Below are 5,990 nucleotides of genomic sequence, written 5' to 3'. Positions count from 1 at the left end.
AGTATTCAAAAATAAATAATAATAATATTTCATACCAATTACTCTCAAATGGCTCTCGGCAAGAATATCCCCTAGATAACCTAAAATCTGATTTATTAAATTTTTACAATACTTTAATAACCATTGGAGATGATCAATAAAATATATACCCTTTTCTGGATCTCTATCTCCTCACTAGAAAGGCAAAACAAAGTCCTGTTAGCAAATCTGTTAGCAAACGTCCCTAAAACAAAAGGATGCACCAGACTTTGCAGCAGGTACATCCCTAGGAAATCAAATGATTTTATGTGAGCCCCCTACCGGATTCGAACCGGTGACCCCCTGTTTACAAGACAGGTGCTCTGGCCAGCTGAGCTAAGGAGGCGAAGCGAAAAACGCAACTCGTCCATACTACCGCATAGCGTGCTAGTTTCGCATTGTCGGCGCGCTCACACCTCGTTAGAGATTCAGCGAGCAATGCTTCACCCGCGCCAGGAACTCAGCATCGTGCGTCGCCACCACAACAGCGCCGCCAGCTGCGCAGTATACGTTCAGCAATCGGATCACCTGCCCCACTCCTGCCTCGTCCAAACGCGCCGTCGGCTCGTCCACAAGCAATACGGCGGGACGTGCGGCAATCGCCGTCGCCAAAGCTAGTAGGTGCTGTTCAACAGGCGAAAGGTCCTGAGGATGCTCCTCTTCTTTTCCTGCAAGCCCCACTGCACCTAATAGTTCAGACCGTAGCGCCTGCGAACATTGCCCCGCCGGCCCCAAAGAAATCTCCGCTGCTACCGAGCTGGCGAGAAAATGGTGGGCTGGATGCTGTGCGGCAAGGCAGACGAGTCCTACTCGCTGGGCAGCATCTGCCCCCGCAAGAGACCTACCGGCAACCAAAAACTCCCCGCCCACCGCAGGTATGAGTCCAGCGAGCGTGCGCAAAAGAGTGCTCTTACCCGCACCATTAACGCCCTGAACAGCCAGAATTTGCCCGCGATGAAGCTCAATATCGAGCCCAGAAAATATCGGTTGCGGAGCGTCACGCTTACCCCAGATTCTCCGCCTATCGTGCGGCTGAGGATGCACGGCTAACTGTTTCACGTGCAACGCTGGAAGATTTGCCGCTTCGTTCGAGCGCATCTCTTCCACTAAAAGTTCAAAAATTCGGTCTGTCGAATCCTCAACTCGCGCCGCCGTCATCTGAACAGCATCCGCAGAAGCTAACTCCACCCGATGAGTCGCCAGGTTCAGCTCAGCTTCGGACGGCCTGACCGACGTCCACACCACACTCCCCTCGTACTCTTTCAACAGAGCAAGCACTCGGATTCGCGCGGAGTCGTCCAAGCCGGTGAAAGGCTCATCAATCACCCATACTGCAGGTTGCATTGCCGCAGAACATGCAAGCACCACCAGCTGCGACTGCCCACCAGAAAGTTGCAGGGGATTGCTTTCTAACACATGTGAAATTCCCAGCGACTCGGCGGCGCTCTCAACTCGAACGGTCATTTCATCCCGCGTTGCCACCGTCGTTTCTAGCCCCAGAGCAATCTCTTCGGCAACGGTTGAACACAGCGCACTCAGTTGCGCCTGAGCATTCGCCCCTTGGACGAGAGCACCCCACCGATGTGCAAAACGCTCGACAAGCCCTGATTTCCCGCTATTTCGACCCCCATAAATCAGAATGCGCGCCGATTGAAATTCCGGCTCGTTCAGATCCGCCGCCATCAGAGCCCGAGCGTCAATAGTCTGCTTCAAAGAACACCTCCATAAGCGAGCAAAACCAACCCAATAGCCAGAGCGGGCAATATCCAACGCGCAACCTTCTGCCCACGCGAATCGGCGTAGGTTCGTAGAAAGATACGACGCCCGGGCATCTCTACGCGACGTTGCGCCAACGATTTTCCACGGTCTTCATGCTCTAACAGAACCAGAGTAAAAACGGTCGTCGCGGTTTTCACCGCAAGCCGCACGTTACCCCCGAGCGTTCTGCGCTCAAGACCCCGAGCCCGCTCGCTTTCCCGCGCAATAGCTACATACCGTTGCAGTTGAGAAAGCGCGTTCAAGGACGCCACAATCAAGTAAATGAGCCTCGGCGGGAGACGCCACTTCCCCAGCGCCGTGCGCAACCCAGCCGCAGTGGTGGTCAGCGATATCAGCGCACACCCGGTTCCAAAGCAAAGAACCTGCAAAGCCAGCAAAACACCAAAATGTAGACCCTCCAACGTCACCGCAAAGTTCAATCCGGCAAATGGCTGCCATTGAGCGAGAACCCGCATCCCGTTGAAGCTAACAGCTTGAATGAGAAAGGACATCCCGGCAACCGGCGCCAGCGCTAACAGGAGAAGTAGCAGACGGCGTCCCTGCCCTGCTCCCAACAAAAGCACACAACCCGTCAACCACAGAATAATACGAGCGCAAATCGACAGTGGAGCCAACGCCACCACGATGAAACTCAATCCGATAACAACCCAGGTTTGCGGATGAAGACCGCCCCAGAGCCCATTCCCGTGTTCGAGTAACTTCATCGAGCTGTCAGTTGGTTTTTCACCCGCTGAGGTATAGTCTTGGCAACCGCCCACACCAGTAAGAAGGCAATTGCCTTATCCAGCGGGTCAGAAAGCAAGGATTGCAGGGTAGCCGCGCCCAACAAAGACTGTCCGGTTGCCTGTAAAACGGCGACGAGCGATCCAGTACCTACACCTTGCCCTCCACCAAAAACGAATGCAGCTACCGGCGCGCCTAAGAAACCTGCCACAATACCTGTGCCAAATCCTGCCAGCAGGGCGGTCCACCAGCGCTCCAACAAACGATGTTGTCCGGCAATACCTGCCAATACACCGATGACGGCAGCTCCTGCGGCAAAAGGAATAGTCGTGGGGTTAATGGTCAGGCCCCAGGCAAGATTAGTGACGACGCCGGTCAGCACCCCTGCTGCTGGACCAGCCAGGTAAGCCACCAAAATAGTTGCGATGGAGTCAAGATAAAGTGGGATTCCCGAGAACCCAACAATCTGACCTAGCACGATGTTAAAGGCAACGGCAAAAGGTATCAGTGCTACTGCTGAGAGTGGAATTCGTTGGAGGTTTCCTAGGAGTAGCAAAATCGCGCCCACGGCGTATCCGCTAACCAGGGGCAGGGAAACCGTCATATCCTCAGCACCACCGCCCGCACTCAGGACGGTAAAGAGGTAAGTCCCCGCAATGACGAGTGCCCCCAGCACGTTCAATAGAGTGTGCGTCCCTCGAGTATGTTGAGTTTGTTCATGATTACCGAGACTCTCACCCATTGGTGAAAGCCTCTGCCCAGACGTCGCGTTTCTTTCTGCCATGCTTTTCTCCTCGGTTATAGGGCGAATGCTTTTCGCACCGTGTCGATATAGTGTTGAAAAAATTCTTCGGTATCCGCAGATGTCAGTACTCTTGCGTTGTGTTCGCGGTTCCACCGTCTGCGCCAGTCGGCGACCGTCTGCCCGCGGGTGAGCCGGCCATCCAATTCCACGTCAATGGTTGTGGCAGTCGACTCCCCCAACATCAAAGCTTCGGATTCGCCCTTAGTTCGGAGCGAATCGTTCACTGCCAGAGCCGTTACAAATGGATCATGAACGTGGGCGATAAATCCCAGTCCATCGCTCTCGTGAAACTCCATATAGAACTGCAACGCGTTGTCCAAAGCTTTGAGGACGGGAGCCTCCCCCGCACACAGTCGCGCTCTTAGCTCAGGGGTCATCTCGTTCTTCTCGGTTTGATCAAGCGGGCACAGAACCGGGTAACATTTCAGTCCTGGTTGAGAAAACGTTTCAAATACTTTATATGCCGCTTCTGGGTCAGTATGGATGTTCCACTCAGTGGTGGGCATAGTATTGCCCGTGTGGTTCAAGGCGCCACCCATGATGTACAGGCTTCGCAGTTTAGAAGGCAACTCCGGGTCTAGGTCGAGCGCTAACGCCAGGTTGGTGCAAGGCCCGAGAACGACGGCGTCCAGCTCCCCAGGGTAGGTGTTGGCCATATCCACCCAGAGTTGTGCCCCCTCCCCCGTAACCCGATTGGTGGGTTCTGCCTGTAGGGGTAGCTGAGCGTACCCTGTGCCAAAGGGACCGTGAGTTTCTTCTGTAGTAGTAAGACGTTGCCCCAGAGGGTCTTTCGCGCCCAAGGCCCAAGGCACTTCTGGAACGCCGGCGAGGTGCAAGACACCCCGTAAGTTCCGAGCTACTGTTTCGGTAGGCACGTTCCCGCCCGAGGCGACTGCTCCCACAATATCTACGCGGGGATGAGCTGCGGCGTAGACGAGCGCCATCAAGTCATCGATGCCTGGGTCGCAATCGATAAAGAGCTGGACGTTCCTGTTCATGCTTCTCCTTCACACGAAAAAGGGACAGCTACCCCACGAGTTACCGCGGTAAGTAGCTGTCCCTACAAAACCTCTAATAGTTTAGCGGTTATCTACAGATTATGCTTTTCCTTTTTCGGAGATAATCTTGTTAATCCAACCGGTAAAGTCCTTGCTGGTGTACTGCTGTCCGTCTGCGTAAACAGTCGGGGTGCCGGACACTCCGTTCATAGATGACTCGGGGGTCACAACGCTCACCAGCGGACGCCAGGTATTGTTGTCCATGTCTTCTTTGATGTCAGCGCCGTATTTAGAAGCAATATCGATGATTTCGTCGTTCTTCAGAACGTTGCCCTGGTGGGTGAACATTTCGCGCTGCCAGTTCAGGTAATCGTCGGTGGACACCTGGTTAGCAACGGAGTAAGCAGCGTTAGCTGTGCGAGCTGAGTATTCACCGGGGTGGGCTGCATCGAGGAATGTGAGGTTACGGACCTCAAGCTTAATTTTGCCTTCGTCAATAAGCTTTTGGATTTCTTCACCGTATTCCTGTTCAAACTGAGCACAGTGGATGCAGTTGAAGTCCTGGAAAACAGTCAGAGTTACGGGACCGCTTTCTTTACGAGCTTTTTCGGGATCGGGAAGACCAAGCGGGACGGGCGCTGCAGTAGACTCACCCGATGGGGTAGCTGATGCAGATGCTGAATAGAGTGAGTTGAAATCACGGCTGGGCTCAGATGAGGCATCTTTAACAATTCCGTCTTTATCCATCACGATGCCGCCATACTGATTGGCGCTGGCAGGTACGGGACCTGATTCGGCAATCTCTTTGGACTTTGAATTGACCATAACGATTGCAACGATCGCAACGATCGCTACCACCAGTAGAGCTACAGTTGCTTTAATCCAGCCTGATCCAGATTTGGACGTCGATTTCGCCTGCTTTGAGGCTACCTGACGGGCGCGCACACGGGCATCGTCAGCGGATGAGACGTTTCTGTCTTTCGCCACCGGGTTCTCACTTTCTTCTGATTACTGTCTTCTTCAGAATACTGGAGTATTCAAGGAGTAACCACCTTAGAACATACTTTCTCAGTAAACTATTAGAAAGCCTTCAGTGTATCTGTTTATTAAACGAAAAAAGGCCTCGGAGCTATGCTCCAAGGCCTTCTAAAAGTAATGCGGCGATAACCTACTCTCCCACACCGTCCCCAGTGCAGTACCATCGGCTCAACAGGTCTTAGCTTCCGGGTTCGGGATGGAACCGGGCGTTTCCCCTGCGATATAATCACCGCAAATCTATGAAATTAACATGTGCCTATCTTCTTCGTTGAAGAAGAGTGTTTTGTTATTTCAAAACCATACAGTGGACGCAAACACAACCAAACCAAGAAAAAAATATGTAAGCCTTCGGTCTATTAGTACCAGTCAACTCCACAAGTCTCCAGTCCTTGCTTCCATACCCGGCCTATCAACCCCATCATCTATAGGGAACCTCACACAACACAAAGTTGCCAGGAAATCTCATCTCAAAACAGGCTTCCCGCTTAGATGCCTTCAGCGGTTATCCCTCCCGAACGTAGCCAATCAGCCATGCACCTGGCGGTACAACTGACATACCAGAGGTTCGTCCGTCCCGGTCCTCTCGTACTAAGGACAGCCTTTCTCAAATTTCCAACGCACGCAGCGGA

The 5,990-nt window shown here is 53.1% G+C and carries 5 protein-coding genes, 1 tRNA gene and 2 rRNA genes; all 8 read right to left on the bottom strand.

What is annotated here, in order from left to right; translation table 11 throughout:
• Positions 1-290 precede the first annotated feature (290 nt).
• Positions 291-364, bottom strand: a tRNA-Thr gene (locus A7E48_RS01925).
• Between the two features lie 74 nt (positions 365-438).
• Positions 439-1,731: an ATP-binding cassette domain-containing protein gene (locus A7E48_RS01920; protein ID WP_068168767.1), complete on the bottom strand. Its 1,293-nt coding sequence runs from the start codon at positions 1,729-1,731 to the stop codon at positions 439-441.
• The gene (locus A7E48_RS01915; protein ID WP_068168764.1) at positions 1,728-2,501 is read right to left on the bottom strand and encodes an energy-coupling factor transporter transmembrane protein EcfT; all 774 of its coding nucleotides are present in this window, start codon (positions 2,499-2,501) and stop codon (positions 1,728-1,730) included. The genes A7E48_RS01920 and A7E48_RS01915 overlap by 4 nt, the downstream gene beginning before the upstream one ends.
• Complete coding sequence (locus A7E48_RS01910) at positions 2,498-3,304, bottom strand: ECF transporter S component (protein ID WP_141669342.1); 807 nt, start codon at positions 3,302-3,304, stop codon at positions 2,498-2,500. Before A7E48_RS01910 ends, A7E48_RS01915 begins: the two co-directional genes overlap by 4 nt.
• A 14-nt stretch (positions 3,305-3,318) precedes the next feature.
• Positions 3,319-4,323: a nucleoside hydrolase gene (locus A7E48_RS01905; RefSeq protein ID WP_068168756.1), complete on the bottom strand. Its 1,005-nt coding sequence runs from the start codon at positions 4,321-4,323 to the stop codon at positions 3,319-3,321.
• Positions 4,324-4,422: 99 nt separating this feature from the next.
• Positions 4,423-5,310 (bottom strand): thioredoxin domain-containing protein, encoded by an 888-nt coding sequence (locus A7E48_RS01900; protein WP_068168753.1) that lies wholly within the window; start codon positions 5,308-5,310, stop codon positions 4,423-4,425.
• Positions 5,311-5,478: 168 nt separating this feature from the next.
• Positions 5,479-5,595: ribosomal RNA gene (gene rrf / locus A7E48_RS01895) — 5S ribosomal RNA — on the bottom strand.
• 102 nt (positions 5,596-5,697) lie between these two features.
• Positions 5,698-5,990: ribosomal RNA gene (locus A7E48_RS01890) — 23S ribosomal RNA — on the bottom strand; the annotation flags it as partial.

It is taken from the genome of Rothia sp. ND6WE1A (assembly GCF_001683935.1).
Lineage (GTDB): Bacteria > Actinomycetota > Actinomycetes > Actinomycetales > Micrococcaceae > Rothia > Rothia amarae.
The sequence above is the reverse complement of the archived record's forward strand: the minus strand, read 5'-3'. Positions and strand labels throughout refer to the sequence as shown.